Source organism: Alphaproteobacteria bacterium, assembly GCA_015062495.1.
Lineage (GTDB): Bacteria > Pseudomonadota > Alphaproteobacteria > Rs-D84 > Rs-D84 > Enterousia.
This window is the reverse complement of the sequence record SUUN01000001.1, coordinates 307,921-333,856: the sequence shown is the minus strand read 5'-3', so window position 1 is coordinate 333,856 and position 25,936 is coordinate 307,921. Positions and strand designations below refer to the sequence as shown.

General features: G+C 43.9%; 26 protein-coding genes and 3 tRNA genes. 20 read left to right on the top strand and 9 right to left on the bottom strand.

What is annotated here, in order from left to right; genetic code table 11:
* Positions 1 to 67: 67 nt before the first annotated feature.
* Together E7008_01655 and E7008_01650 are read right to left on the bottom strand one after the other, a co-directional pair.
* Positions 68 to 1,276: a site-specific integrase gene (locus E7008_01655; GenBank protein ID MBE6456628.1), complete on the bottom strand. Its 1,209-nt coding sequence runs from the start codon at positions 1,274 to 1,276 to the stop codon at positions 68 to 70.
* Positions 1,277 to 1,339: 63 nt separating this feature from the next.
* The gene (locus E7008_01650) at positions 1,340 to 1,594 is read right to left on the bottom strand and encodes a helix-turn-helix domain-containing protein (protein ID MBE6456627.1); all 255 of its coding nucleotides are present in this window, start codon (positions 1,592 to 1,594) and stop codon (positions 1,340 to 1,342) included.
* A 483-nt stretch (positions 1,595 to 2,077) separates the two neighbouring features.
* Between E7008_01650 and E7008_01645 the strand changes: the two genes are divergently transcribed.
* The 4 genes from E7008_01645 (at position 2,078) to E7008_01630 (ending at position 4,774) form a co-directional block, all read left to right on the top strand.
* Positions 2,078 to 2,395 carry a helix-turn-helix domain-containing protein gene (locus E7008_01645; protein MBE6456626.1) on the top strand — a complete coding sequence of 106 codons (318 nt, stop codon included), beginning with the start codon at positions 2,078 to 2,080 and terminating at the stop codon, positions 2,393 to 2,395.
* 578 nt (positions 2,396 to 2,973) lie between these two features.
* Positions 2,974 to 3,225 (top strand): hypothetical protein, encoded by a 252-nt coding sequence (locus E7008_01640; GenBank protein ID MBE6456625.1) that lies wholly within the window; start codon positions 2,974 to 2,976, stop codon positions 3,223 to 3,225.
* Between the two features lie 83 nt (positions 3,226 to 3,308).
* Complete coding sequence (locus E7008_01635) at positions 3,309 to 4,115, top strand: enoyl-ACP reductase (GenBank protein ID MBE6456624.1); 807 nt, start codon at positions 3,309 to 3,311, stop codon at positions 4,113 to 4,115.
* A gap of 269 nt (positions 4,116 to 4,384) precedes the next feature.
* Entirely contained in the window at positions 4,385 to 4,774 is a 390-nt protein-coding gene (locus E7008_01630) for a hypothetical protein (GenBank protein MBE6456623.1), read from the top strand.
* On the opposite strand, the gene E7008_01625 is transcribed toward E7008_01630, so the two are convergent.
* The 3 genes from E7008_01625 to E7008_01615 all read right to left on the bottom strand — a co-directional run bounded on the left by E7008_01625 (position 4,775) and on the right by E7008_01615 (position 6,232).
* Complete coding sequence (locus tag E7008_01625; GenBank protein ID MBE6456622.1) at positions 4,775 to 5,920, bottom strand: hypothetical protein; 1,146 nt, start codon at positions 5,918 to 5,920, stop codon at positions 4,775 to 4,777. It lies immediately after the preceding gene.
* Between the two features lie 136 nt (positions 5,921 to 6,056).
* Positions 6,057 to 6,133 (bottom strand) — tRNA-His (locus E7008_01620).
* A gap of 23 nt (positions 6,134 to 6,156) precedes the next feature.
* Positions 6,157 to 6,232 (bottom strand) — tRNA-Ala (locus E7008_01615).
* On the opposite strand from E7008_01615, the gene E7008_01610 reads away from it, so the two are divergent.
* The 11 genes from E7008_01610 to E7008_01560 all read left to right on the top strand — a co-directional run bounded on the left by E7008_01610 (position 6,200) and on the right by E7008_01560 (position 15,744).
* Complete coding sequence (locus E7008_01610; protein ID MBE6456621.1) at positions 6,200 to 6,940, top strand: ribosome recycling factor; 741 nt, start codon at positions 6,200 to 6,202, stop codon at positions 6,938 to 6,940. The two genes, E7008_01615 and E7008_01610, sit on opposite strands and share 33 nt — an antisense overlap.
* A gap of 20 nt (positions 6,941 to 6,960) precedes the next feature.
* Complete coding sequence (gene uppS, locus E7008_01605) at positions 6,961 to 7,728, top strand: di-trans,poly-cis-decaprenylcistransferase (GenBank protein ID MBE6456620.1); 768 nt, start codon at positions 6,961 to 6,963, stop codon at positions 7,726 to 7,728.
* On the top strand, positions 7,729 to 8,376 hold the full coding sequence (locus E7008_01600; GenBank protein MBE6456619.1) for a CDP-archaeol synthase: 648 nt from the start codon (positions 7,729 to 7,731) through the stop codon (positions 8,374 to 8,376).
* 28 nt (positions 8,377 to 8,404) lie between these two features.
* Entirely contained in the window at positions 8,405 to 9,472 is a 1,068-nt protein-coding gene (locus tag E7008_01595; protein ID MBE6456618.1) for a site-2 protease family protein, read from the top strand.
* Between the two features lies 1 nt (position 9,473).
* On the top strand, positions 9,474 to 11,750 hold the full coding sequence (gene bamA / locus E7008_01590; GenBank protein MBE6456617.1) for an outer membrane protein assembly factor BamA: 2,277 nt from the start codon (positions 9,474 to 9,476) through the stop codon (positions 11,748 to 11,750).
* A gap of 247 nt (positions 11,751 to 11,997) precedes the next feature.
* Positions 11,998 to 12,696: a hypothetical protein gene (locus E7008_01585; protein ID MBE6456616.1), complete on the top strand. Its 699-nt coding sequence runs from the start codon at positions 11,998 to 12,000 to the stop codon at positions 12,694 to 12,696.
* Positions 12,696 to 13,337 carry a hypothetical protein gene (locus E7008_01580; GenBank protein MBE6456615.1) on the top strand — a complete coding sequence of 214 codons (642 nt, stop codon included), beginning with the start codon at positions 12,696 to 12,698 and terminating at the stop codon, positions 13,335 to 13,337. Before E7008_01585 ends, E7008_01580 begins: the two co-directional genes overlap by 1 nt.
* A 29-nt stretch (positions 13,338 to 13,366) precedes the next feature.
* Positions 13,367 to 14,137: a hypothetical protein gene (locus E7008_01575; protein MBE6456614.1), complete on the top strand. Its 771-nt coding sequence runs from the start codon at positions 13,367 to 13,369 to the stop codon at positions 14,135 to 14,137.
* Complete coding sequence (locus E7008_01570) at positions 14,127 to 14,477, top strand: YraN family protein (GenBank protein MBE6456613.1); 351 nt, start codon at positions 14,127 to 14,129, stop codon at positions 14,475 to 14,477. Before E7008_01575 ends, E7008_01570 begins: the two co-directional genes overlap by 11 nt.
* 65 nt (positions 14,478 to 14,542) lie before the next feature.
* Positions 14,543 to 14,692, top strand: coding sequence for a DUF4223 domain-containing protein (locus tag E7008_01565; protein MBE6456612.1), 150 nt, complete (start codon positions 14,543 to 14,545; stop codon positions 14,690 to 14,692).
* A 245-nt stretch (positions 14,693 to 14,937) separates the two neighbouring features.
* Positions 14,938 to 15,744: a hypothetical protein gene (locus E7008_01560; protein ID MBE6456611.1), complete on the top strand. Its 807-nt coding sequence runs from the start codon at positions 14,938 to 14,940 to the stop codon at positions 15,742 to 15,744.
* Between the two features lie 27 nt (positions 15,745 to 15,771).
* On the opposite strand, the gene E7008_01555 is transcribed toward E7008_01560, so the two are convergent.
* The 3 genes from E7008_01555 to E7008_01545 all read right to left on the bottom strand — a co-directional run bounded on the left by E7008_01555 (position 15,772) and on the right by E7008_01545 (position 20,200).
* Positions 15,772 to 17,028, bottom strand: a complete 1,257-nt coding sequence (locus E7008_01555; protein ID MBE6456610.1) for an acetate kinase — start codon at positions 17,026 to 17,028, stop codon at positions 15,772 to 15,774.
* 54 nt (positions 17,029 to 17,082) lie between these two features.
* The gene (locus E7008_01550; GenBank protein ID MBE6456609.1) at positions 17,083 to 17,655 is read right to left on the bottom strand and encodes a hypothetical protein; all 573 of its coding nucleotides are present in this window, start codon (positions 17,653 to 17,655) and stop codon (positions 17,083 to 17,085) included.
* Between the two features lie 121 nt (positions 17,656 to 17,776).
* Positions 17,777 to 20,200, bottom strand: a complete 2,424-nt coding sequence (locus E7008_01545; GenBank protein MBE6456608.1) for a hypothetical protein — start codon at positions 20,198 to 20,200, stop codon at positions 17,777 to 17,779.
* Between the two features lie 114 nt (positions 20,201 to 20,314).
* Here E7008_01545 and E7008_01540 point away from each other — a divergent pair, with 114 nt between their 5' ends.
* From E7008_01540 to E7008_01525, 4 genes are all read left to right on the top strand, one after another.
* Complete coding sequence (locus E7008_01540; protein MBE6456607.1) at positions 20,315 to 21,478, top strand: MFS transporter; 1,164 nt, start codon at positions 20,315 to 20,317, stop codon at positions 21,476 to 21,478.
* Between the two features lie 60 nt (positions 21,479 to 21,538).
* A complete protein-coding gene (locus E7008_01535) occupies positions 21,539 to 22,780 on the top strand; it encodes an MFS transporter (protein ID MBE6456606.1) in 1,242 nt (413 codons plus the stop codon).
* 54 nt (positions 22,781 to 22,834) lie between these two features.
* Positions 22,835 to 23,506 carry a hypothetical protein gene (locus tag E7008_01530; protein ID MBE6456605.1) on the top strand — a complete coding sequence of 224 codons (672 nt, stop codon included), beginning with the start codon at positions 22,835 to 22,837 and terminating at the stop codon, positions 23,504 to 23,506.
* A gap of 105 nt (positions 23,507 to 23,611) precedes the next feature.
* Positions 23,612 to 23,687, top strand: a tRNA-Lys gene (locus E7008_01525).
* Between the two features lie 487 nt (positions 23,688 to 24,174).
* Here the strand turns inward: E7008_01525 and E7008_01520 are convergent.
* On the bottom strand, positions 24,175 to 24,921 hold the full coding sequence (locus E7008_01520; protein MBE6456604.1) for a hypothetical protein: 747 nt from the start codon (positions 24,919 to 24,921) through the stop codon (positions 24,175 to 24,177).
* Positions 24,922 to 25,020: 99 nt separating this feature from the next.
* Between E7008_01520 and E7008_01515 the strand changes: the two genes are divergently transcribed.
* Positions 25,021 to 25,929, top strand: coding sequence for a GTPase Era (locus E7008_01515; protein ID MBE6456603.1), 909 nt, complete (start codon positions 25,021 to 25,023; stop codon positions 25,927 to 25,929).
* The last annotated feature ends 7 nt before the right edge of the window (positions 25,930 to 25,936 follow it).

Genomic DNA, 25,936 nt, shown 5'->3' with positions numbered 1-25,936 from the left:
CGTTACCCCCAATCAAAAGAGGTTTTACAGAACCTATTTTATTTTACTGAAATGCAACATGCACCATTTAGGCACATATTGCATTTGCAACGTTATTGATGGCACGATAGGTGCTGCTGTCCATGATGTGGGTATATCCTTCGGTGGTGGTTATACGGGAATGGCCAGCTGCTTCTTTCATGGCAGCTATATTTTCACCGATATTTGCACCCATACTGATAAACGAATGTCGCAGGTCGTGTATTCGCATATGTGGCAGCTTGGCATATGACAGTGCCCATTCAAATGGCTTGCGGATGTTGTTTATTGGTCTGTGCTCGTTCCCAACACCTGGGAATACATATTTGCTGCCCAGTGCGGTTGCTTCATCCAGCGCAGCCTGCAAGTATGGTATAACCGCATCAGACAGTTTTACATCCCGAGCGCCGGTCTTGCTGTCTTTCAGGTGTATTACCTTGTGCATAAGCGCAAGTTCTTCTACCTCTAGCCCGGTTATTTCAGACGCACGACACCCAGTCAGCATCAGCACCCGCAACGCATTGAATAACCGTGGGTGCATTTTAGATACCTGGGGCCCAACATCCAGCGCATGCGATAATGCACGATAACCGTCTTGGTCCAGTATTTGTGGCTTATAAACTTTGTTTGAACCTTTGCGAACATACTTGCATGGGTTTGTATTGCGATCTACGTATTTATACATTTCGCACCAATCCCAGAAATTAGAGAACAGAGACAGCGCTTTGTTCGCGGTTGAGAAAGACGTTTTCTTTACCCACTTGGCATAGGCGTCCATTACATGTTTTTCTTCTATTTGGCGTATGTACAGCTTATCAAACATAGGCGCTAAATATAATCTATATTGCCCCCAATTAGAATCCTGGGTTCGTGGCTTCTTGTATATTTTGGAATATTTGTCCATATATTGCGGGAACAGTACTTTTACCTGTTCACCCAGCGTTTCTTTTTCTTTCAGTTGTTCTTCTATTCTTTTTCTGCGTGGGTCTTCGCCTTGGGCAATTTGATGTCGCATATTCCACGCCATGTCACGAATATCTTTGATAGAATAATCTCTGTAGCGACCTATAAAAATATTGCATTTCTTGTTATCTATTTTACACCCCAGGAAAAACCGAATATTGCGTGTTGCCGCAGAATATCGCAGGAATAATCCTGGGATGGTGCCGTCGCTGACCTGCAGGTTAACATCTGAATGCAACAGATGTATCCAAGTGTCCCGAAACGGCTTTGTATAGCATTTCCATTGTTCTGCCATGTGTGCACTCCTTTATTACAAACACACAATGCACGATAAAAACATAATATCCAGCAGAAACAGCTATTTTTTATCGCTTCTTTTTTGTTCCAGCCACTTATTTACCTCAGACAGGGGGTAACGTACCATTTTGCCGATCTTGAAGTACGCAGGTCCAATCCCCAGTGCACGATATTGACTTAATGCCGAAACAGACGAACAAAGATAGTCAGCTAATTGCTTTGGTGTAAACAGTCTGTCTTTAAACGCTTCCTTGTTCAGGGCGTATTGTCTTGTATCTCTCTCTTGTCCTCCATGGTTCATGAATTGGTAATCCATGTTATTCTCCTTTGGGTTTCAATATGGTTTGTAGGATATAAAAAGGTCGCTTTATACAATCTGATATCACAACAACTTTTTATATCTGTACATATAATTTATAGCACATAAAAAAGTAAAAGTCTTGCAAAACCAGCAAAAAACGGCCTGTTTTTACTAAAAAAATTTGTATCATAATGTATCAAAACTACATTAAAACACGTCTAAATAGTATTAAATCATATTTTGTCAGTTTTTGAAACAACGGCTCATCGACGGCACTCGACAAAAAAATCAAACTTTTGCCCCGAATCGAATTTTGGGATTTTTCATGTTTTTTAGGATGGCTAATACCAATAATAAACCTCTTATTTTTGTATCCGATGTGATACCTCTTTCTTTTTAGTGCGATTTGTGGTATAATGAATTTGACAAAACAGAAATTATCTTTTACATTATTCTGGCGTAATGTAAAATATAATTTACATTATAGAGAGAAAAGACATGAGAAAAACAACAATTTATCCAAACCCGGTTAAGCGCGCATTGGTAAAACTGGGGGCAGACATCAAAGACGCCCGAATTCGCAGACGCATAACCGCAGAAATGATGATACAACGCGCAGGCATAACCAGACCAACACTGGCCAAGGTTGAAAAAGGCGACCCTGCAACATCTATGGGCATTTATGCCAAGGTATTGTTTGTATTGGGACTGCACGACAGACTGGCAGAAGTTGCAGACATAAGCTTTGACCAAGTCGGATTGATGCTGGACGCTGATAAATTACCAAAACGGGCCAGAGCACCAAAAACGATATAAAAAGAGACAAAATATGGCAAACCGTTGCCAGACGCTATGGTTTACCACAAGCAGAAATCAACCGTATGGCACCCGCATTCAAGGTATGATTATTGCCCGACAAACGCATTCCGTAATTTCATTTTTGGCGGACGTCATTTTTGTATGATTTAGACACTTGTGGGTATACGGGGGTGCAATTTTTTTGCTACATAATTGCTACATACTAAAAAACAGCTATACGGCGCATACACAGATATGTGCAAAAAGTGGCGGGAATCTGGGCCAACACGACATATCGCAAAAAAAGCCCTGAAATCAAGAACTTGCTGTTAAGCCGTATGTCGTTGGTTCGAGTCCAACTGCCCGAGCCAGAATTTATACCGCCACATTTCGGGGCGGTTTTTTCTTTGGAAAATTACAATGTGTTATATAAAATGAGCGAATTTTACGATTTTACGGTAAAGAACTAGAATGGCAAAACGCAAAACCGGGCAGAAATAAGAAAAATAACCTATTAAAAATGCTTGCTATGCGCTGGGTTTTTATACACAATATAGCAATGTGACAACAACTAAATAAACTCAGGGGGGACATTCATGATAACCCATGATGATATCTGGGATGCGATTGACGAAATCGCCAGTGAAAATAACATCAGTCCATCCAGAATGGCTATAAATTGTGGGTTGGACGCAACGACTTTTAACAAGAGCAAGCGTTGCGATGCATTTGGTAAATCGCGCTTTCCGTCCCTGCGTACAATTACCAAGGTTTTAAACGAACAGCATATGTCAATGTCAGACTTTGGTGCAATCTGCGACCGTAAATCACGAAACAAAGAACGCTAGAACTTATTTTTACCTGTTGCGATTATTACCGTTCGGTGTTATATTTTTATCTGTCCAATAAGAATAACAAAAGGAATTATACAATGTTATTACAGGGTAAAAAGATTTTAATCACGGGCGTCGCCAACGATTGGTCTATGGCGTGGGCGATTGCCAAACGTGCGCATGAAATGGGGGCTGAAATTGCGATGCCATACGCGATGCCCGCATTGGAAAAGCGTGTTCGCCCATTGGCGGAATCCATTGGTGCCAAATTCGTCCAGGAATGCAACGTCCAAAACGACGACCAGATGAATGACTTGTTCAACAAAATTGAATCCGAATGGGGACATTTAGATGGTATGTTGCACGCGATTGCATTTTCAGACAAAAACGAATTAACTGGTCGCTATGCCGATACTACGCGCGAAAATTTCAAAAACACAATGGATATTTCCGTATATTCATTGGTTGATTTAACACGTCGTGCATCCAAACTGATGACCAACGGGGGCAGTATCGTGACCCTGACATACTTTGGTGGGGAAAAATCTGTTCCAAATTACAATGTGATGGGGGTTGCCAAATCTGCCCTGGACAGCAGTGTTCGCTATCTGGCATCTGACCTGGGACGTGACGGTATTCGCATAAATGCAATCAGTGCCGGCCCAATCATGACATTGGCGTCCAGCGGGGTAGGGGGCTTCAAGGCTATGCTGCGCCTGAACGCGGAAACAACGCCATTGCGTCGTAATATGACCCTGGACGATGTGTCTGGTGCGGCGATGTACCTGTTCAGTGATTTGTCATCCGGCGTCACGGGCGAAGTGCACCATGTCGACTGTGGATATTCAACCACTGGTATGATGCCAAACGAAATGAAAGATATCCTGTTAAAAAATCTGGATTAATCAAACCGCCCATCGGGCGGTTTTTTCATACAATAAACACGCACAAAACAGTACCGGTCATCGAACGAAATATTTGTAGAAATTGAAAAAGCAAGTTAGTACTTTATCTTTTTCATACTGGCATTATGGCAAATCAGATAATAAAAAATCAATATCAATTGCCTTTGTGCAATCTATTTTTTCATAATTGACACCTGTTAAGCATAGCAATATAATACACATAGATGAATAAAAACGCGCATTTTTTTATATACACTTTATGTTCTTGTATGCTGATTCATCAGTCGGCAAAATGTGAAAACACAACCCAAAAGTGGGCGGGGAAGTGGTATCTAAATGACCAGGACACTGTTTTTGGTGGCGTGATGGAAATTTTTGATTGTGTTGATACAACATGCGATTTTAAATTGGAATCTTGGTACGACTTACATATCTGTGATGTTGAAGGTAAAATAAAAATCAGCGGAGATAAGGCAGAATACAACAGCAAAAAATATCAATATGACAGAGAGACAGATACGGAATATTTTATCCCTGTTGGTATATTGTTTCAAATGGAGTCAGAAGATAAAATGAATCTGCATTTTATCAATGCAGATTCATTTAGCGCCTTTTGTGGCATACAAGCAACACTTGAAGGGGTATGGATTAGACAGTAATTAGTATTTATTTACTCTTTTCAACCAACCGTTTTTTGCTGTTACCCAGTTTGGCGTGCTCTTTAAATAATCTATTCTTTCAGATTTTAGTGCAACCATAAATTCATTGACTTTGCTATCAGGAATCGCATTTATAGATTTAATTGTATTACCACCTATTGCGCCATCAACAACTAAATTTGCGTCCAAGAAAGAATTTAATGCACGCTGAACGGTTTTGCCTGCGCCACCCATTACATTCATATCGAAAACAGCATCACGTATTCTGTCATTTTTGATTTCCGGGATTCTTGTATTATCCCAATATTCGTTTTTATAAATTTCTTTGGCCTGTGCGGCGGTTAAATATTTTACATCTGCTGGGAAATTTTTGTCTGGATGCTTGTTAGCGTATCTATCCAGCGTGCTTTGTTTTATGCCCATATTTGTTGGTTCATCATCAACTTGATCTTTGCCGTCTGTATAGCCTCCTTCGGGTTCTTGTAATTTATTGTACGCTTGTTCAAATTTCATATCAGTTACCTTTTGTGTTTCTGGCTTTTGGCCTTTATAAACCTTGCTGTCTATTTTCTTGCCATTTTTGTCCAGCTCTATTTCTTCAACCCAACAACGACAGTTTGGGTGAACGGGACACGTCGGTATGCCTTCTTTGTTTTCATAGACCGTCCCATCATTCCCCAAGCAGTCGTCGCATGTATTTTCGCCATGCTCGCTGTGCCATATCCATATTTTGGGCTTTATTTCAAACTCTGGAATATTCAAAGCATAAGTTTCCAAACTGCGCTTTGATACATGGCCACCCGGCATTAAAACTTTGACCGGTATCGGCGTGCCAGGAACAACATATTCTTCAATGTTAAAATTAAAACCAATTGTTTCAAAGTAATCACCGTATGTGTCCAGGACATCTGCTTCTGCCTCGCTTTTATCAGACTCGAACTCCGTTTCTATTTCATGTTGTGCATTATAAAACTGCTCCAATGTCATATCATATTCTGGGCGCATCATACGACCTGTGGCATCAAACTGTACTGTGCCGGGATACAGGATATTCATATACTTGGTTGCGCGTTTATATGTTTCGCTGTTTTTATCGCCATATTCAGGCGATGATATCAGTTCTTGTAAAAATTTTGGTGTTTGCATTTTCTTCCCCCATAAAAAACACCCGCATATGCGGGCAATAAAAAAGACGACCAAATGTCGTCCACTAAATGCAAGAATTATACCATAAAACACAAATTTTTTCAACAAAAAACGCCCCAAACGGGACGTTTATTAATGGGGCGGATAACCGGACTCGAACCGGCGACATTTGGTACCACAAACCAACGCTCTAACCAACTGAGCTATATCCGCCATACTGAATCTTTCAAAATTCGTGGTGGAGCTGATCGGACTCGAACCGACGACCCCTTGCATGCCATGCAAGTGCTCTACCAACTGAGCTACAACCCCACGATACTTTGGACTTGCCCCCAATCTCGGCTGTGCTATGCACAGACGGATGAGCTACAACCCCATGTGCCGACATATTCTATATTTCTTCTTGCCAAATGTCAAATCAATTTGCTAATCTTTTTCTGTACTTTAAGGAGACTCTATATGGACTATCAATTATTAAAGGCCGAGGTTGAACAGAAAACGGCCCAAACACTGGAAGTTTTAAAGAATGAATACGCAGGTCTGCGTACTGGGCGTGCGTCTGTACATTTGCTGGACGCGGTGCGTGTGCCGGTTTACGGCTCTGAAATGCCGGTTAATCAGGTTGCGACAGTTTCAACCCCCGACAACCAAACTTTATCCGTAACGGTTTGGGATATTACTAATGCCCCCGCGGTTGAAAAGGCGATACGCGATTCGGGCCTGGGGCTGAACCCGATGACGGCGGGTGGTGTAATTCGCCTGAACATGCCGCCACTTACCGAAGAACGCCGCCGCGAATTGACCAAGGTTGCCGGTAAATACGCCGAAGAGGCCAAAATTTCCATGCGCAATATCCGCCAGGATGCAATGGGTAAAATCAAACGTGCCGTCACCGACAAAGAAATTTCCGAAGACGACCAACGTAAATTCGAAGACGACATTCAAAAGGTCTTTGATAAACGTGGGGCCGAGGTTGACGCCCTGGCACGTGAAAAAGAAGCCGACATTATGTCTGTTTAATCCAAGCAATCGGGAATACTATGTTAAAATTATTCAAGAAAAAAACAGCGCCTGCTGTTGCCACATCTGGCAAAGTGCCCCAGCATATCGCCTTTATTTGTGATGGCAATCGTCGTTGGGCAGAAATGCGTGGTCTGCCACCATTAATGGGACACCAGGCCGGCATTGCAAACTTTGAAAATTTGGTCGATTGGTTTTTTGCACGTGGTGTTTCAACGATAACGTTCTTTTGTTTTTCTACGGAAAACTGGAATCGTTCCACAGACGAGGTTGATTTCCTTATGGACTTGTTCTATACGGAATTGACCAAGAATATGGAACATGCGCTGGAAAAAAACATTCGCTGCCGTGTGATTGGTTCGCGCGACAGGTTGCCAGAAAAATTGGCTGCGCTGTGCGATGAATTAGAAGAAAGAACCGCCGAAAACACAGGCGGTACGGTCGCGTTCGCTGTAAACTATGGCGGTCAACAGGAAATCGTAGATGCGGTAAATGCGGCAATTGCGGCGGGCGAACCTGTAACACTGGAAACATTTGAAACGTATCTGGATACGGGTGACCTGTTGCCGATTGATTTGATGGTTCGCACCAGCAACGAAAACCGTATTTCTAATTTCTTGCTGTGGAAATTGGCATATGCAGAATTGTTATTTGTTCCCGAACATTGGCCTGATTTGGTCAAGAATGAACGCGGATGGCAAAATGTTTTGGATGAATTTGCCAAACGTAATCGTCGTTTTGGTGGTGGGAAAAAAGCAAATTATCTGGGCAAAAAGAAACAGGGGTAAATGATGTCAAATACTAAACAAAGAATCATTGTCGGTGCGGTTATGGCGATTATCGCGGCACTGGCGGCACTGGGTGAATACTTTGGATTGCCTGCGGTGCGTATTTTGGGTATTATCGTTGTTTTGGCAATGATTGCAGAATACATTTTATGTCTGCGTCGTGTGTCCAACGATATCCTGCGTACGAATTGGTTATCGTTTGGTGGATTTTTGGTTTGGCTGTTTGTGATGTTGGCGGCAATTAATGTTGTTGGTGCGCGTCCATGGATTATTTTATTAATGCTGATGATAATCTGTTCGGCGGACATTGGCGCATGGCTGTTTGGTCGTCTGATTGGCGGGGACAAGATGTGGGAACGTCTGTCATCGGGCAAAACCTGGTCGGGCCAGATTGCGGGCATTATCTGTGGTACATTTGCAGGTGTAATGTACGGCCTGTTGGGGGCGGACACATTTATGCCACAACTAATGTGGATTGGTATCAGTGTTTCTTTGTTATCCCAATACGGTGATTTAACCGCCAGTTGGCTAAAACGTAAAATGGGCATCAAAGATTTTGGCACGATTTTGCCTGGGCACGGTGGCGTCCTGGACAGATTTGATGGCTGGATTTATGTACTGCCATTGGTATGGTTGATAATGTTATAAAGTATTATTGTAAAGGAAGGGTATAAACATGCATGTATTATTAACGATTTTGGCATTGCTAATCGTCCTTGGGGTTGTTGTATTTGTGCATGAACTGGGGCACTTTTTGGCGGCGCGTTGGGCCGGGGTGCGTGTTGATACCTTTTCCATTGGTTTTGGACCTGCGATTGTAAAATGGCACGACAAACGTGGCACGTTGTGGAAAATTGCGTGTCTGCCATTGGGGGGATATGTTTCCATCTATGGCCAAGAAGACATGTTCAACCGCAAAAAATACGCCGAATTGCCCGCCGACAAACGGGTTGGTCATTATTTATCTGCCCCCGCCTGGAAACAGTTTATAATTATTGGGGCGGGCGTATTTATGAACTTTTTATTGGCGTGGATAATTTACACATCGCTGTTTATGTTCCAACCGCGCCTGGTTGCCAATTCCCAACTGCCCGTCATCGGCCAGGTTATCCAAGAATCCGTTGCATTTAATGCCGGCGTAAAACCAGGCGACACAATTGTCCGCATTGACGATGAAAAAATCAGCAATTGGGGCGAAGTAATCTTGGCCAAAGAATTGGCTTCAAACCGTGACGCGGATGTTCTGATTGTTCGTGGCGATGAATTGGTAAACGTGAAATTAGCGCCGGCTGAACGTTGGGGCATGGTTGCCGACGGCGCGCGTCGTGCCGACCCAAAACCCCAGGGACTGTTTCGTGCGATGTATTCAGGTGCGCGTAAAACATATTATGAATCGAAAACTTTGGTCGTTGTGTTAAAGCAGATTATCACCGGCGAACGTTCATCGAAGCAGTTGGGGTCATTCATCACGATTGCCCAGTATTCAGGCCTGGCGATGGCGGCTGGATTTTTCAGCTTGTTGGCGTTGATTGCGTTGTTGTCTGTGAATTTAGGCGTGCTGAATTTGTTGCCATTGCCGGTGCTGGATGGTGGATACCTGTTAATTTTGATTATCGAAGGGATAACCCGTCGCAAATTGCAGGGGCGCGGTATGGAAATCGCCATTATGTGTGGTTGGGTTTTGATTCTGGGACTGTTTATATTAACAATGTGGAATGATTTAGCACGTGTATTTGGGTTATAAAATGATGAAGAAAGTATCACTGTTTGCATTATTGTTGTCTGTTGTTGCCCCCGCTGCGTTCGGGGCAACTGTTTCACGTATTGATGTGTCGGGTAACACGCGTATGGATGCGGAATCAATCCGTATTTTGTCAGATGTGAAAATTGGCGACAATGTTGGCGAATCACGCACGAACGCAATCGCGAAAAAATTACAGGAAAGTGGTTATTTTTCCAAAATCAACGTCCGCATGTCGGGCAATGTATTAAAGATTGACGTTGTCGAATCCCCGATTATTAACATGGTCACAGTCGAAGGCAATGATGCCGTATCCAACGACGATTTAAAAAAGGAAATCCGAACCGCCGAACGTGCTTCCTATGACGCCGCCACGATTGGTGCCGATGTTCAGCGTATGTTGACGGTCTATCAACGCCAGGGTTACTTTGGCACAAAAATAGAACCACAAAAAATCGAACTGTCGGATAATCGCGTCAACGTTGTCTATGAAATTACCGAAGGGCACCCCACCTGGATAACCGACATTAAATTCGAAGGAAATAAAAAGTTTTCCGATCGCACCCTGCGTGGTGAAATTTTGTCGCGTGAACACGCCTGGTGGCGTTTTATGACACAATTTGATACATTTGACGAAGACCGTATCCAATACGACGGCCAAATGTTGCGCCAGTTTTATTTGCGCAACGGCTATGTTGATTTTAATGTGACGGACACATCCGGCACATTTACCCCCGATCGCCAGTATTATTCGGTTGTATTCACCGTAGACGAAGGCGACCAATACGATTTCGGCAAATTGACAATCGACAATCCGTTCCCGGACGTGCCGACTGACGAACTGATGGACGTGATTGCGATGTCGTCTGGCGACACATACAATGTGGACATGGTTGATGAAACATTATCTGCGCTGCGCAGTGCGGTTGCCGATTATGGCTATGCGTTTATTAATGTTGAACCTGTGCCAACAAAAAACGCAGATGACAAAACGATTGATTTAGTATTCAAAATACAAAAGACCAATCGTATTTACCTAAATTCTATTAACATCCTGGGCAATGTCCGCACATTTGATTCTGTGATTTATCAGTCGTTGCCAATGCGCGCAGGCGACCCATTTTCATTGCAAACTATTGAAGAAGGACGCCAGCGTTTAATGCGCACCCGCTATTTCAAAGACGTCCAAATGGTTCCAACCCGTGTTGCGGAATCAAATATGATGAACCTTGATGTTCGTGTCGAAGAACAGCCCACCGGTGAACTGTCGGGTGGTTTTGGTTGGTCAAACATTAACGGGTTTATGGTTGACGCGGGTATAACCGAAAACAACTTTATGGGGCGCGGTCAAATTGTCCAAATCCGCGGTTCAATCGCCGAATACCAGAAACAGGCCTTGTTCAGTTTTACCGAACCATACCTGTTTGGGCGTGCGCTGTCGGCGGGATTTGATGTGTCTTACACAATGTATAATTATTCGGCATTGGGTGGTTTTGGATACGACCGTGATTCTTTGACTGTGGCGGGGCGCATGGGATGGCGTCTGACTGACCATTGGACACAAAATGTACGCCTGTCTGCCGCATTCGACCAGAACTATGATATCCAGGCCGACAATGGCTGGCAGGATGCGACCCTGTTCACCTTAGGCACAAATTTCCGTTATCACAACTTGGACACAAACTTTGCCCAGAACACCCACACCGGTGTTGTGGCGAACCTGGGGGTTGCGTACACAGGCTTTGGTGGCACAGAATCCTATATGCGCTATAACGCAGATATTGTTGGAATGGTAAAATTCTGGGATGACCGTTGGCAACTGCGTTCGTCATTGGATTTTGGCTATATTCAGCCATTGGATGGCGACTATGTATCGCGTGTTTATCGTTATTTCTTGGGCGGTGAATCCCTGCGCGGTTTTGACGTGGCGGGCGTTGGATCGCGTTTGTGGTATAACACAACATATGCGCTTGGTGGTCTGTGGAAATTAAACGGTTCGACCCAGTTGAACTTCCCGATTTTCATCCCCGATGAATACCAGGTCAAAGGCTTTGTATTCTTTGACTATGGTGTTTTGGGCAAACCGCCCCAGAAAGAATACACCGACCCTTTCTATCATTTACCGAACTATATCGATGATTCATGGCGCACATCTGTTGGTGTTGGTATTTATTGGAATACCCCAATGGGCCCAATGAATTTCAGTTGGGGCTGGCCGTTAAAGATGACCGACTATGACCGTGAACAGCGATTCCTGTTATCGTTCGAAACCCAGTTTTAGTCTTGACGTGGATTGCAAAAATTGCGTATAATTTGAATATTCAGGAAAGGGGGACATACACATGAAAAAATTATTTCTTGGTGTTTTGGTTGCGATTGCGCTGGCCGGCTGTGGCCAGGTTTACGACCGCGAACCGGTTGGTGTTGGCTATGACAACAATGAATTAAAGTTAAGTCCATGCGCCTGCATCATGGTGTACCAGGCTTAAAATAAATAATCTTGATTCTGGAACTGGGGGGACAGAATTTTGAGATATCCAGACGAATTTAACACACCGACATTTCCCGCGGGACCGCGAATTGCGTCGTCCCGCACGTTGTCTATTGCGATAATGACGGTGTTTTTTCTGATAATATGTTCGTGTGGATTGTTGCTGTGGGTTCAGCGTTCCGCCCATGTTCATCCATTTTTAGTGTCGATTAACAGTATCACAGGCAACTGGGAAATCATCGGGCACCAGCATGGCGCAATGCGCGAAATGTCCACAACCCAAACACTGCAAGAATCTGTGATTGGAAAATTTATTCGTAACTGGTTTTGGATTGCAGATAATACAGATTTAAACACCGCGCGTTGGAACAAATGCGACCGTACGGCTGATTGCACCCCTGAAAACAAGACCGGCGTTGAAACCGGTGCATGTGGTATATATTGCCTGACGGGCGACGATATGTTTTCACGTTTTAATTCGACTGTCAAACCTGAATATCAGGCGCGCATATTGGATGGCGAAACATGGCGCATTGATATGTCATCTGTCCAGATGTTACCAATTGGCGAAGTCTTGCCGAACGGTGGCACGTGGCAAATTCGTGCAAAAATTATTTCGAACAAATCTGCACCAATTGAAATCTTGGCGTATGCGACGGTTGGACGCAACACGGACGCATATCCACAAACATTGGGGTACTATGTGGCGGACTTTAACGCATATCGGATGAACTGATGAAAAAATTGATAATGTTTTTATCGGGATTGTTGTTAATGGTACTGATGTGCGGTGCCTTGGTTTTGACGGGTGTTATTTACGACACAGGCGCAAAAACAACCATCAACACATATTTTTTTCAGCCCGACGATAACGCCATCCGTCGTCCTGGTGTGCCTGTGTCCGACCACACCCTGGGCGCAGACAAGATGCGTGAACGCCTGATTGCGAAATATATCACGGAATATTTTTACGTAACACCCGACATGTCCGACGTAACCCGCCGGCGCGAAGGGCGCACATCCCTGCGTCGTATGTCGTCGCGCGATGTATTTAATACGTGGTTACAAAAAGTTGCCCCTGAAATCGAAGACCTGGCTAAAAATCGTGCTCTGCGAACTGTATCATTAATTTCAGTTGCCCCCGATACCAATAACAAATATTGGATTGTAAATTATGAACTGCGGACGTGGCGCACCCCAAATAATTTTGCGTCGACCCCGGATGTCACGCGCGGCACAATATATCTGGGGATAAACTATGCGCCGGGCATGCGTGACACAGTTGGAAAACAATCGGTCGAAGATTACCTGGAATCCGGTGGTGACCCTGCGGCTGTGTTCAAGTTTGTTGTTATTGATGTTGCATCGCACGGCTAAAATGGGAATAATAGGATTATATGAAACAGATGCTAAAAATTTTTACGATTTTATGTATGGCGTTTATAGCGCCTGCCTGTGCGGCATCCGATGCGTTTGATTTTGATAATTTCGCAATTGTGGACAGTGCGGACGCCGATATAACAATGGAAGATGTGGATTTAAATTCCGGTGCGTCTGTTGCGTCGGTTGCATCGTTTGATATTGCGGGCATTATGTTGGGCATGTCGTTTGATGATGTGTACACATTGTTTTTTCGCGAACGTGGCCTGTACGCGCCACGCGAACGGGACAGCATAATATACACAATTCATCCTGATTGGAAATATAACCTGGATTACGAATGTCGGTCTGGTGGCACAGTGATACCGGCGGAATTGGAAAAATGTATCCACAGCCTGGCGCGTAATCGCGGCCTGTTGTACGCGTCCGAATTACACCTGGTGCGTGAAAATACCGGCGAAACGATAGTTGTGTATTTTACCAGCAATGCAACCGACAATCGCGTTTATCGTGTTGTTTATAATAACGACGTTAACGAAGTCGAAGGGGCGGCCGAAAAATTTGAAAAGCAGCGCGAAAACAAAATCCTGGTATTTTGGCAAAACGTCTTGGACAAATATGGTGCGCCAAATTCTGGCAACGACCATTGGATATCCAGTACGAATTCATACGACCCAATGTTGATTGCATACTATGGCGCGTTGGATTTGATTGATAACGGTCGCAATGCATCAGACTTGGTAAAAAATATTCAGTCTGCGCGCGAAAATTTCCGGGCCAAACCATATGCATTCTAAAACATCTTATCAACGTGGACTGTTCGCCGAATTTCTGGCGCGTGCTTATTTGCGCCTGCACGGGTTTAGTATTGTAAAATCGCGCTATATCACGGGCCGCAACACGCACCGTGCTGAAATTGACATAATTGCCCGCCGCGGACAATTACTTGTTTTTATAGAGGTTAAAAATCGCCCCACCATCCACACTGCCTGCGATGCGGTGACGCCCACCCAGGCGGCGCGCCTGCGCCGTGCGGCGGAAACGTATATTATGAAAACAGGGTGGGGTGGTAATGCGCGCTTTGACATTATTGCGGTTTGTGGATTTCATATTCATTGGATAAAAAACGCCATATAAATATTGAAAATGGGAATGCGTTCTTGTATAATCTGGGTATTGACCTAACTATAAAAGGAGAACACATGAAAAAAGCATTATTGGCATTGTTTGCCGTTTTGACATTAAGCGCATGCATGGGGCATTATAAATCTGGTAATTGTGAATATGATTTCCTGCTGCACAAGGATATCTCGGTTTCTAAAATCATTGGCAATATGACCGGTGGTTGTTAATAAAAATCCCCCAGCCGGGGGATTTTTATTTGAGATATGAATGCTAAGATAAACTTTTATTTATCTTACCAAAAAACATATTGCCAAAAAACGCGCAATGCGGTATAATACATGGCATAGAGCAAGAAAAACAATGCCGAATCCAAAGGGACGATTGTTTTCGACATTAATCCCCAAAATTTATTCCCAGATTTCCGCATAATTTATCCCCCATTTTATTGCCGAATCTAAACGTCGGTTTGGGTGTGGCAATTGGGTGGACAACCGCGTCGGTTGCTCTTGAAGCGTGGTCAGAAAGTTTATGGGAGCAAGAAAATAGTGCCGGCCACGTTACAGATATTTGTGGGCCAATGTTGATTGAATGTGAAGAACTGACGGGTGACCTTAGTTATTGTCAAGCCCCCAACGAATGTTATTTTGATATTACCGAGGCGCGTGATTATGCTTACGGGTGGAATGAGCCATACACGTTATGTTGTCATGATGTAGATACTTCTCTTTTAGAAGATCCAACTGAGCCTATAGGTGACTGCAGTAACTATCCACCTTTTTATGATGCGGATTATTTGGTCGTTGATGTCGGTGTTGACAATATTATTGGGGGTACGATGGAATATAATTATCTTGATTGGACAGATGTTACTGGAAATAAACAGCTAAAACGTACATATCTGGCAACGGAAAATAGTTGCAGTTACCAAAGTTCATATCAATGCAAACCGGATCATGTGTCTAATCATGAAGATGTAGATTGGTCGTCCACCTGCTATCCGTGTGATTGGGATGGGATAGTCGGCGATAGCGAGACAGCAATGGCTTCTTGTGATACCGATAACAACACTTTTACATGCCTTTCAGGGTTTTACAGGGCCTTTACAGATGGTTATGCAACCTGTAAGTATTGCCCAACCGTTGGTAATGAAGACGTGGAAGAAATAGCACGTAGCGACGGTTCTTTGGGTGTGACGTCGTGCTATGCGCCACAAAATGTAAGTATTACCGATAGTACAGGGACTTTTAAATTTTCATATAATTGTAAGTATCAAAACTAAAAAAATCCCCCGGTCGGGGGGATTTCTTTATTTTTGTTTTTGATTCTGGGCGAAACTATAATCCATTAACAAGTGATTTGGATTATATTTCTTGTTCATAATCGCCAAGGTATCTTCGACAATTACCAATTCTTCATTTGTTGGAATCATAAACAACTTAACTGGGCTGTCAGGTGTGCTGATAACTGTTTCACCTGCACCTTTACGCGCCAATGTTTCGTTATTTTTATTCATATCCAACTTGATACCCAGGTTTTCCAAGCCTTCACAGAACTTGCCACGCAGATATTCATCGTTTTCACCAACACCGGCGGTGAACACAACCGCATCAACGCGCCCCAGTTCGGCCATGAATGCGCCAATATATTTTTTTACATTTTGCACTTCCATATCAATGGCCAAGCGGCATGAATCGTTGGTTGCTTTGTTTTCTTCAACATCGCGACGGTCGGCATAACATTCTGTTAAGCCTTTCAAGCCTGAATCCTTGCTTAAGTGTGTTTGCATCTGGGCCGGTGACAATTTTAACTGTTCCATAACATACAGAACAACACCTGGGTCCAGGTCGCCTGGACGTGTTCCCATGGTCAGACCCGACAATGGTGTCATCCCCAGGGATGTGTCAACAGAAATACCATTGCGAATGGCCGTTGCAGACGCACCCGAACCGATATGCATTGTAATCAAATTGCACTGATCGGCCGGTTTGCCCAACATTGCCGCCGCACGTTTAGACACGTACAGGTGGCTTGTCCCGTGGAAACCATATTTACGTACGCCCAATTCCGTGTACCATGCGCGTGGAACGGCATAGCGATATGAATAGTCTGGCATTGTCTGGTGGAACGCAGTATCAAATACTGCAACCTGTGTTGCATTTGGCAACAACTGTTTTGCAGTCATAATACCACGCAGTGCCGGCGGATTGTGCAATGGTGCCAGTGGTGACAATTTATCAATTGTCTTGATAACTTCGTCTGTGATTTCAACAGACGATGCAAATTTATCGCCACCCATAACAACACGATGACCCACGCCACCAATTTCATTCAGGTCAATAGACGCTTCGCGCAACATGAACAAAACAACATTCAATGCTTCGTCATGATTTTTCATTGGTGTTTCTTTCTTTTGTTTTGTGCCATCTGGATATTTCTGGGTTACAAAAGAATCTGGCAAACCAATTTTTTCAACATTGCCACCGACAATGGCGCTTTTTGTGCCTGCGTCAAAGACCTGGTATTTCAGGGACGAAGAACCACAATTTAATGCAAGTATATACATATGAAATCCTTTTTTCTTCTTCGGCGCACAGCATAGCAATGTTTTTTACGATTTTCAATAATAAACATAGAATAAAATACGCCAATTTTCATCACTCAGTTGTGTTCGTATTCCTGTGTCGCGATGCGGGGCCCAGTACGTTTGTGCACCAACCATCAAGCGCACGTTCAGCCCATTCCCATCAATAAAACAGTTTGGTGTTATATTGGCACAGTCCCCAATTCCAAATGACCATACTTCGTCGCCTGCGGTGTATCCGGCCTGGTCATTCTGGCAAATCAGCGCAACCCGCACAAATGTTGGCATGGGGGCGGTGCTGAATATACAGTTTACATGACTGGTTTTACTGTTCATCTGGATTGGGGTTGATTTTGCAACCGTAAATGGCGCAGGCGCATGGCGCGCGACCATATCTGCCCAAAATTCATCAGAAACCGTTGTAATATCAAATGTTCCGGTGTTGGTTGCCGCGTTATCCGCGCGCATCAGTGCAAATCCACCCAATGTTTCACCATCATGAATACGCACGGTCTTGGCGTCTGTATCCATTGTAATTTCGCCGGGCAGACCGGTAAAACTGTCATTTTGCGCGGTACTGCCACGTCGCAGTTGTAATACACGTGTCATAAGTAATCCTTTTTGTTTTCATGAAAATAAAAAAAGCCCGCCAGCAGGCGGGTATATAAAAAACAAACGCCATCGTTCCCGATGACGCATGTCCATATTATATCACAAATCACCAAAAAAATCAAGCCGCATATGAATACCCTGACAGATAATCGGAAATAATTGTCTGTTTTTGTCCATCAAATTTTTTCTGGGCATTGCCTGCCTTGATTGGTTTCCAGTTATACATTTTTCCCATATGCGTATTGCGTCCGCTTTCCAGCATATCCCAATACGCCATCAGTTCCAGGTATTTATCCTTGTGGTTATCGTCCCACTTGTCCATAACTTCGTCACGTTTGGATATGCGTTCGTTGATTTCCTCGATACTTTTGGTCGCATTTTCCCATTTTTTGATTCTGTCTTTTTGGGCATTATTTTGGTCAACTGTATTATTATAAGCCTGCGTTTCCGCCTGATGCTGTTGAACGATGTGTTGATCGTTTGTCCAGTTTGGATTCGTTGTTATCGCATTCAGTTCGTTCGGTATATCGGCCAGTCTTTGATTTATCTGAGCCAGTTGATTTTGTTTTTCTATCTTATTCTGAATCAATCCCTGACTGCGCATATCTTTTTCTGTCTGGGACATGTTTGGATCGGTCTGAATTGCTTGAATCTGGTTATCCAAATCAGCGATTTGCTGGGTCAGAACTGGTTGATTTTGTTGGTACGAGGTTTGTTCCTGTAATAAATTATTATAATCATTAACCCGTTGCGCAGACGCCATATATGCAGGATCTTGGGTGCGCTGTTCCAGGCGTGTCTTTTCTGCGTCTTCGGCGGTTCGAGCGGTTTCTAGGTCTGTTTTTTGTTGTTGAAAATTTGCGTCTGTAATAGTCCGTTGACCAGGTTGCAGATTCTGATTTACATCGCTTTTGTTTTGATTTTCTTGCTGAATCAATGCTTGGTCCTGGGTATTCAGGGTGTTTCTGCGGGTCTGGGCGGCGGCCTTATCCGCGGCATTTTGCGTTGCCCATTCTTGTTGTTTGTCCATCATTCGGCCGCGACGACCGTTAAACTTGCTGCCCGACAGGTTGATTGCATTCCCAACCATGGTGATACCGTACCCAATCCCCATAAATGCAGTTTTAATACTTTTGTCCAGGGCGGTTGTAACGAATTTCATTCCTTCGTTTTTATTCCAAGACAATTTACCGTCGGAAAAGATGCTTAACTTTTCCTTGCCCAGTGCGTCCATAATCTTGCTGGTGGTGTATCCGTATTTGATAACGGACAAGACTTCCATTGCGCTTTTGGCCTCGTCCACCTTGCCGTCACGTACGGCAATCATAATCATTTCTTCGATTATTGCGTGCATTTGGCGACCATTGCGCAACGCACCCTCAAACGCCTTGGGCATTGTATTGCTTAGTTCGCCCATCGTTTTGGTAAACCATTTAAAGTGTTCGGTTGCCTTGGGCGATTTGTACAACAATCCCTTTTCTATATCACCTGCCTTGTCCAAGACGCCTTTGATACCATCGGTTGGTTTAACCTTGGCCTTGTGTATAGCGGCAACAATTTGTTTTGCCTGTGGTGAAAAATACAGTCTGTCGCCCTTGAACTTGATGTATTTTTCAAACACGTCGGCATACGTATCATCCGCCCACCTAGAAAGTTGTTGCAGTGGTGTTAATTCATCGTCGCGTTTTGGCGGCACATAATCTTTGCTGTTTTTATCATCATAGGCAACATTTTCTTTGGCGGTATTAAATGCCGTTTTTATTTTGTCAGATGGGAATACGTCACGGATTTTATCCTTGTGCGCCAAAGTACGCAACAGGATATCATACTCGGTTTTAAACGCATTTAATTTTGCAGGGTCAACCGCTTTATCGTCAAAGCCTTCCTGAATGTCCTTAAAGTCAAATGCGTTTCCACCCAGCGCACGTATCAAGTCATCATTTTTGTAGTACGGATTTGTCGTATATGCCGTCAGGTAATACGCGACATTTTTGACCTTGGTCTGAAAATCACTATCCGTATTATATTTCTTGTCTTTGATACCCTTGGTCAAGTCATTATACGAGAAATCACCACCAGTCAACCCCCATTCCGAGAATTGAATTTCAAGGATATTTTTATATGAATTTAATACATTGGCTAATACTTGAATCTGTGCCTCGGCGGCGGGGCTGGCGGTTGCTTTGTCGAACAGTTTTCCTGCCCCAAAATATTCGTCCAGAAATTCAATCGCATCTTTGTTGTTTATACCAAAATCAACCGCGTTGACAAAGTTCTTGCGATTGGTATCCATTTTACGAAATGCGCTTTGGAATTCACGAAATAGTTCTTTCCACTCATCTTCGGTCAAGTGATAGTCCGGACCATTTGGATCTGGCAAGTCATGACCCGCTAAACGTGCTTTCCATTCCTTCATATGACCGCGAAAATCATCGCTTTTGGCATATGCATCGTACTGGGCGCGCACTTCTGGTGGCATTTCATTGAAACGCAACTGCATAAAATACTGCAACAAAAAATCAGCCATCTTTACATCTGCCATAATCGCACCCTTTGTCTATCCAATTTATTATAGTTCAAATTTGACAAATTTTCAATATTTACTGTACTTTTTTATCGTTTTTTGATTATACTTTTTTCCAAAAGGAAAGGCGTTATGACAAGATTGCTGGCATCCCTGTACGGATTTTCATTTTTTAACAAGTTTTTATTGCTGACACCTGTCTATGCGATTTTTATGCAGGCCAATGGGCTGACCGATTTGCAATTGTCAACAATGTTTATTATATCGGCCCTGGGCACAATTCTGGGCCAGGCACCAATCACATACATTACAAATCGCGTGGGCCAACGTTGGTCTATGATTATCGGCCAAATTTTAAAGGCATTTGCAATTTTATTATGGTTGGCGTTGCCAATATATGCCGGATTTGTGGTGGGGATGTTCCTGTGGGGTGTCCAGGCCGGTTTTCGCAGTGTCGCGTTCGAAGGTCTGGTATACGATTCCGTATCCGCGTACGGAAAACAGCGCGAATATTCGCGTATTCTGGGGCGAAAATCAACGTATGAATCTGTTGGGACGGCACTGTCTGCGTTTGGTTCATTGCTGATGTTTATGGGGTATGATTGGGTAACCTGGGCATCGGTTGCGGCAATATTGATTTCTATGATTTGCTTAATTGCCGTGCCATATCGACCGACAACACCGACCGCCACAGCAAAGTCTGTTCCGATGCGTAAATTGATGCGCACAGGGGTCAAGATAGCACTAAAAACGCCGTGCCTGATGTCCGTTATGATGTTAACATTGTTAATTATAAATATCCCATACCTGGACGATTTTTTAAGTCCGATTGGATTGCAGATTGGAATTCCGACCGAATACGTTGGAATTGTGCCGTTGTTTTTATTGGGGTGCGCAACAATTGGTCAACGATTTGCGTATAAATTCGCAAATATCTCAGAAATGCTGTTGTATATTCTGATTGGGGTTGTTGGGATTGCGTTCATTGGATTTGGCGTGGATTATACCCCGGCAGCATTGTGGATGATGGGTGTTGCATATATGCTGTTTTATGGGATATATACATTAATGTATTCCCGGTTTCAGCATATGATTCCACCACGTCATCGTTCCGTTGTGCTGTCATTATACACAACGGTAAACTATATCCTGTATATGATTGTATGTGGCATTGTTGGATTGGGCGCGACATTGGGCAGTTGGCGATACAGTATATTTATACTGGGTGGCTTGATGATAACCCTGGGGGTGTGGGCGATGGTATTTATGCGCAAACAATGTGTCACACACAGGTGATTTTAGACTGGGCTTTTTCATAAAAAATGATTATAATCTCATAGTGTATGGGTAAGGAATATGAAAAAGAAGTCGTCTTTGCGTCGTTTTCTGACGAATATTTATGCGTTTTCATTTTTTAATAAGCTGATGCTGTTGTCGCCGGTGTATGCAATTTTTATGCAGGAACACGGCATGTCAGACATGCAGTTATCATCGCTGTTTATTATTTTGTCGGTCGGAACGTTTATGACGCAAATACCTGTTACATGGATGACAAATAAACTGGGCCAAAGATACGCTATGGTTTTTGCCCAAGGATTAAAAGCGGTGGCGTTTATATTATGGTTGATATGCCCAACATACCTGGGTTTCGCATTGGGAATGTTTTTATGGGGCGTACAAACGGCATTTTGGAATGTCGCGTTTGAAGGCATGCTGTATGACGAATTGCGCGCCCGGCGGCATCATGATATTTATGCACGCGTTCTGGGTGCGCGATCAAACGTTGTGGCGGCAGGTGGCGCATTGTCTGCGTTTGGTTCATTGCTGATGTTTGCAGGATATGAATGGATTACATATATTTCTGTTGCGATTTTGATGCTGTCTGTGGTGTTTTTGTTGCGAATCAAACCGCGCGCACATCTGCGCAGTGGGCGTAGGCACGTACGCAAGACGCGATTTATGACGTTGTTTAAGACGGGCACACGGATTTGTATTCGTACACCGTGTATATTTTTAATGATGATGTTAACATTGTTGGTCAGTAATATTTGCTATCTGGATGACTATTTAAGCCCAATTGGTGTAGAAATTGGGTTGCCGGTGGCGTTTGTCGGAATTGTCCAATTCTTTATTTTGGGATGCACCGTGTTGGGACAAACATTTGCATACAGATTCCAAAAAATTCCAGACTGGATTTTGTTTTCCATAATTTGCGTGGCGGGTATGGGATACGTTTTGTTCGGAATATTTTATTCTGTGGCGGGACTGTGGCTGTTGGGTGCATCGTATGTATTGTTCGCAGGATTGTATGTTTTATTGTATTCGCGATTTCAGGACTTTTTGCCCCAATCATATCGCGCCGTAATTTTATCGCTGTACAGTATTGGCGATAATATAATCTATGTGTTTACATGCCTGTTGATTGGCCTGGGCGGAACGATGGGCAGTTGGCGATACAGCGTTTTAATACTGGGCGCAATATTGGTTGGCATTGGCTTTTGGGCGTTATTGTTTATTCGTGACCGCTGTGGCATTGAAAACAACCCAAATATCCGTATCAGCAAGACTTTGCGACCCGCAAATGATGACGTAGTTTAGTCGCGGAATTGATTCCTGTGTATATTACGTTATGCATTATGCAATAATATGAACATGAAAATACATGTTCGCACGTTCTTGTTAAAATCCTTGCCATATTTAATGTCGATTGCAGGCGGGATAATACTGTACACAGGCGCGATTGACAACGCGCCAAACGCGAATATTCGCGATTTGGTAATTAATGTATCTGCGTCGTTGTTATCAATACCGTTGGTGTTTTTGCTGTACGATTATACCAATTCGCGCATCGCCAACCAGATGAAACGTACAATGATTAACAGTATGACGGATAAATTAAACGTGCTGATGTTAAATATCATTGTTTTGCTGCGCGAATCAATGGGTGTGCGGGGAAAATTGACCACTGAAAACCTGAACCGAATGTTGATTTGGCGCGCCCCAGAAATTACCAAACGCATAAAAATAACACCACGCATATTGGATAAATTTCAGGAATATCACAGCGACCTGGACAATCTGTTGTATCGCAACGGCCAATCGCCGGTTTTGAATACCGAACAGGCGCAAATCCTGGCGGGATTGGCGCGTGATATGACACATTTTATTAACGAAAATAAATTTCGTAAAAACAGACACCTGTCCGCCAAATATACAGAATCTATGATGGGGCGCATTTTGGATTGGCTGGATTCGGACAGTGTGGCGGCAATAAACCTGGCCCAGCATTTATCAGATACAGATGTATCCCCCCAGAAAAAATAATTCATTTTTTTGTATTTTTTCTTGCATTTTATATTTTTATATGTCAAAATTGCCCCCGTACCTTGGAAACAGAACCTTGCGTTCTCCCTTTCCAGGTCCGGTTTTGGGGACATAGCTCAGTTGGTAGAGCAAATGACTTTTAATCATTGGGTCCAGGGTTCGAGTCCCTGTGTCCCCACCAGAAATTTAACGACCGCTTGCCGGTCGTTTAATTTTTGTATGGCGCACGGACGAGAACCCGTAAAAGGGTTCGGAACGCCAGTTGGTGAAAACAAGCATATGCGCCGTTTGAACCTTACGTAGTGAAAGGGGCCCATGGAGCGAAAGCAAACATGGGAATATACAGTCCCTGTGTCCCCACCAGAAATTCAACGACCGCTTGCCGGTCGTTTAATTTTTGTATGGCGCACGGACGAGAACCCGTAAAAGGTTTCGGAACGCCAGTTGGTGAAAACAAGCATATGCGCCGTTTGAACCTTACGTAGTGAAAGGGGCCCATGGAGTGCAACGAACATGGGAATATACAGTCCCTGTGTCCCCACCAGAAATTTAACGACCGCTTGTCGGTCGTTTAATTGTTGCACGGCAACAGACAAATAAAAATCCCCCAAACGGGGGATTTTTTTATTTCCATTCCCATGGCGGGGCATCCAACGCCGGGGAAATTTTTATTTTTGCTTTTCTTTCAAGAATGTATCAATTGGTATAATCGCTGCGGCGGTCGGCCCACGTTGGCAATTATAATGGCTGTGTGGGTTTTTGTCATACGGCATACGTTCCCCTTCGAATTGTTCATAGTAAATCTGGCCAATTCGCATATATGGATAAACAACCGTTGGGTACAAAACGCGAATTTCCAATGTCCATTCGCCACAGAACCCGTCATCCCCACGTCCCGCGGTATGGTGATTTAATATAAAATTGCGTCCGACACTGGATTTCCCGTCAATATACGGGAACAGATTGCGCGTTTCCGTATATTCGACCGTTGACCCCAGGTATCCAACATCCGGTGATAAAACCAGACCACGTTCAGGAATCTTAATATCAATTGTTTCGTGGTGTGTCGTGTTTGTTGGGTCAATCAGATATCGTGGATTGCGAATGTCATATTTTTCTGGATGTTTCAGATAGTCTAAATAATAATGTGGCTCAAAATCACAGTCACCCATAACAGGATTTTTTTGTGTATCATAAAACCAATCGCGCATATGGTGCATGCCGGTACTGCCCTTGTATTCAATGGCGGGCTTCATACCTTTGGGGATTGTGTGTTTATATACGCGCAGTGTATCGGCCAGGTGCAAATCATAACTGTTTGACCCCAGGCATCGTATATCAAAAGGTTTAATAATAATATCTGGTTTATCTTTTTCCTGCATCCGGCGCAGGATTTCAGGTCCGGTCAATTGCATATTTAGTATCCTTTCTACGTTGCCCCGCCTACGCGAATATTCTGTACAAAACTGCGCTGTTTTGCAAGGTTTTTTATTTACTTTTGATTTTGGTGTGCTATGGTTTTCATCATGACAGAAAAAACATATTCCGGCTTTGTTGCCATTATTGGCCCGACCAATGCGGGCAAAAGTACATTGTTAAATCAAATCATGGGACGCAAGGTGTCCATTGTCTCGCACAAGGTTCAGACCACACGCACCCGTCTGCGCGCCGTAAAAATGGTTGGGGCGCGTCAGTTGATTTTTGTCGATACCCCCGGTGTTTTCAAGCCGTCGCGTCGCCTGGATCGTGCAATGGTTGCCGCCGCTATGGACGCGGTATCTGATGCGGATGCGGTACTGTTGCTGATTGATGCGCAAAAGGGGATAACCGAAACAATTCGTGCCCTGGCGGAAAAAATTGCCGATCGACCAAATATCTTTGTCGCCCTGAACAAGGTTGACGCAATCGCAAAACTAGATTTGTTGCCCATGGTGGCTGAAATATCAACCCTGGCGCCGTGGCGTGAAATATTTATGATTTCGGCACTGAAAAATGATGGTATTGAAAAAATGCTGACGGCATTGGCGGATGTGATGCCCCAATCCCCATACCTGTTTGATGCCACCGACGCGCCCGATGTGCCTGATGAACTGTATCTGTCGGAATTAACACGTGAAAAGATTTATAAATATATTCACCAGGAATTGCCATACCATATCAACGTTGTAACCGAACGCGTGGATGTCGCGCCCGATGGTGTGTTGGACATTTATCAAAAGATTGCGGTTCGCAGTGACGCCCATAAAAAGATTGTTGTCGGTCGCGGCGGGGAACAATTAAAACGCATCGGCACGGCCGCCCGTCATGATATCCAGGACCAGTGGGGTGTAAATGCGCGCCTGCACCTGTTTGTGCGTGTTGAACCCGATTGGGAAGAACGCGCCGAAAACTATATTGACCAGGGGCTGGAGTTTAAGAAGTAAAACCATG

What these genes read in the sequence shown, in the direction of transcription:
- E7008_01640 (MBE6456625.1), top strand. Translation starts at nt 2,974, where the DNA reads ATGATAACCCATGATGATATCTGGGATGCGATTGACGAAATCGCCAGT.
- E7008_01645 (MBE6456626.1), top strand. Translation starts at nt 2,078, where the DNA reads ATGAGAAAAACAACAATTTATCCAAACCCGGTTAAGCGCGCATTGGTA.
- E7008_01530 (MBE6456605.1), top strand. Translation starts at nt 22,835, where the DNA reads ATGAAAATACATGTTCGCACGTTCTTGTTAAAATCCTTGCCATATTTA.
- E7008_01565 (MBE6456612.1), top strand. Translation starts at nt 14,543, where the DNA reads ATGAAAAAAGCATTATTGGCATTGTTTGCCGTTTTGACATTAAGCGCA.
- E7008_01535 (MBE6456606.1), top strand. Translation starts at nt 21,539, where the DNA reads ATGAAAAAGAAGTCGTCTTTGCGTCGTTTTCTGACGAATATTTATGCG.
- E7008_01625 (MBE6456622.1), bottom strand. Translation starts at nt 5,920, where the DNA reads ATGCAAACACCAAAATTTTTACAAGAACTGATATCATCGCCTGAATAT.
- E7008_01580 (MBE6456615.1), top strand. Translation starts at nt 12,696, where the DNA reads ATGAAAAAATTGATAATGTTTTTATCGGGATTGTTGTTAATGGTACTG.
- E7008_01635 (MBE6456624.1), top strand. Translation starts at nt 3,309, where the DNA reads ATGTTATTACAGGGTAAAAAGATTTTAATCACGGGCGTCGCCAACGAT.
- E7008_01630 (MBE6456623.1), top strand. Translation starts at nt 4,385, where the DNA reads ATGCTGATTCATCAGTCGGCAAAATGTGAAAACACAACCCAAAAGTGG.
- E7008_01550 (MBE6456609.1), bottom strand. Translation starts at nt 17,655, where the DNA reads ATGACACGTGTATTACAACTGCGACGTGGCAGTACCGCGCAAAATGAC.
- E7008_01575 (MBE6456614.1), top strand. Translation starts at nt 13,367, where the DNA reads ATGCTAAAAATTTTTACGATTTTATGTATGGCGTTTATAGCGCCTGCC.
- E7008_01570 (MBE6456613.1), top strand. Translation starts at nt 14,127, where the DNA reads ATGCATTCTAAAACATCTTATCAACGTGGACTGTTCGCCGAATTTCTG.
- E7008_01655 (MBE6456628.1), bottom strand. Translation starts at nt 1,276, where the DNA reads ATGGCAGAACAATGGAAATGCTATACAAAGCCGTTTCGGGACACTTGG.
- E7008_01595 (MBE6456618.1), top strand. Translation starts at nt 8,405, where the DNA reads ATGCATGTATTATTAACGATTTTGGCATTGCTAATCGTCCTTGGGGTT.
- bamA (MBE6456617.1), top strand. Translation starts at nt 9,474, where the DNA reads ATGATGAAGAAAGTATCACTGTTTGCATTATTGTTGTCTGTTGTTGCC.
- E7008_01555 (MBE6456610.1), bottom strand. Translation starts at nt 17,028, where the DNA reads ATGTATATACTTGCATTAAATTGTGGTTCTTCGTCCCTGAAATACCAG.
- E7008_01520 (MBE6456604.1), bottom strand. Translation starts at nt 24,921, where the DNA reads ATGCAATTGACCGGACCTGAAATCCTGCGCCGGATGCAGGAAAAAGAT.
- E7008_01515 (MBE6456603.1), top strand. Translation starts at nt 25,021, where the DNA reads ATGGTTTTCATCATGACAGAAAAAACATATTCCGGCTTTGTTGCCATT.
- E7008_01600 (MBE6456619.1), top strand. Translation starts at nt 7,729, where the DNA reads ATGATGTCAAATACTAAACAAAGAATCATTGTCGGTGCGGTTATGGCG.
- E7008_01610 (MBE6456621.1), top strand. Translation starts at nt 6,200, where the DNA reads ATGCAAGTGCTCTACCAACTGAGCTACAACCCCACGATACTTTGGACT.
- E7008_01540 (MBE6456607.1), top strand. Translation starts at nt 20,315, where the DNA reads ATGACAAGATTGCTGGCATCCCTGTACGGATTTTCATTTTTTAACAAG.
- E7008_01650 (MBE6456627.1), bottom strand. Translation starts at nt 1,594, where the DNA reads ATGGATTACCAATTCATGAACCATGGAGGACAAGAGAGAGATACAAGA.
- E7008_01545 (MBE6456608.1), bottom strand. Translation starts at nt 20,200, where the DNA reads ATGGCAGATGTAAAGATGGCTGATTTTTTGTTGCAGTATTTTATGCAG.
- uppS (MBE6456620.1), top strand. Translation starts at nt 6,961, where the DNA reads ATGTTAAAATTATTCAAGAAAAAAACAGCGCCTGCTGTTGCCACATCT.